Origin of the sequence: Arthrobacter koreensis, assembly GCF_035792275.1 — a bacterium.
Taxonomy (GTDB): Bacteria; Actinomycetota; Actinomycetes; order Actinomycetales; family Micrococcaceae; genus Arthrobacter_B; species Arthrobacter_B koreensis_A.
Genome location: NZ_JAMWKK010000049.1, coordinates 1 through 204, shown reverse-complemented (window position 1 = coordinate 204; position 204 = coordinate 1). Strand labels below are relative to the sequence as shown.

Sequence of the window (204 nt, the reverse complement as noted above, 5' to 3'; positions counted from 1 at the left end):
TGCCCGGGGACCACAGCGCCGAGACGGTGGCAGCAGCGATGATCGATCAGATGGGCAGGCTCCCGGAGCACCTGCGGCTGTCGATCACCTGGGACCGCGGAACCGAGCTGGCGCACTACACCCGGATCCAGACCGCACTGGATACGAAGGTTTACTTCTGCGACCCGCACTCACCCTGGCAGCGCGGAACGAACGAGAACACTA

The 204-nt window shown here is 64.7% G+C and carries 1 protein-coding gene; it reads left to right on the top strand.

What is annotated here, in order from left to right; all coding sequences use genetic code 11:
- A partial coding sequence (locus NGB94_RS16775) for an IS30 family transposase (protein ID WP_325791849.1) occupies nt 1-204 on the top strand: 204 nt, incomplete at both ends.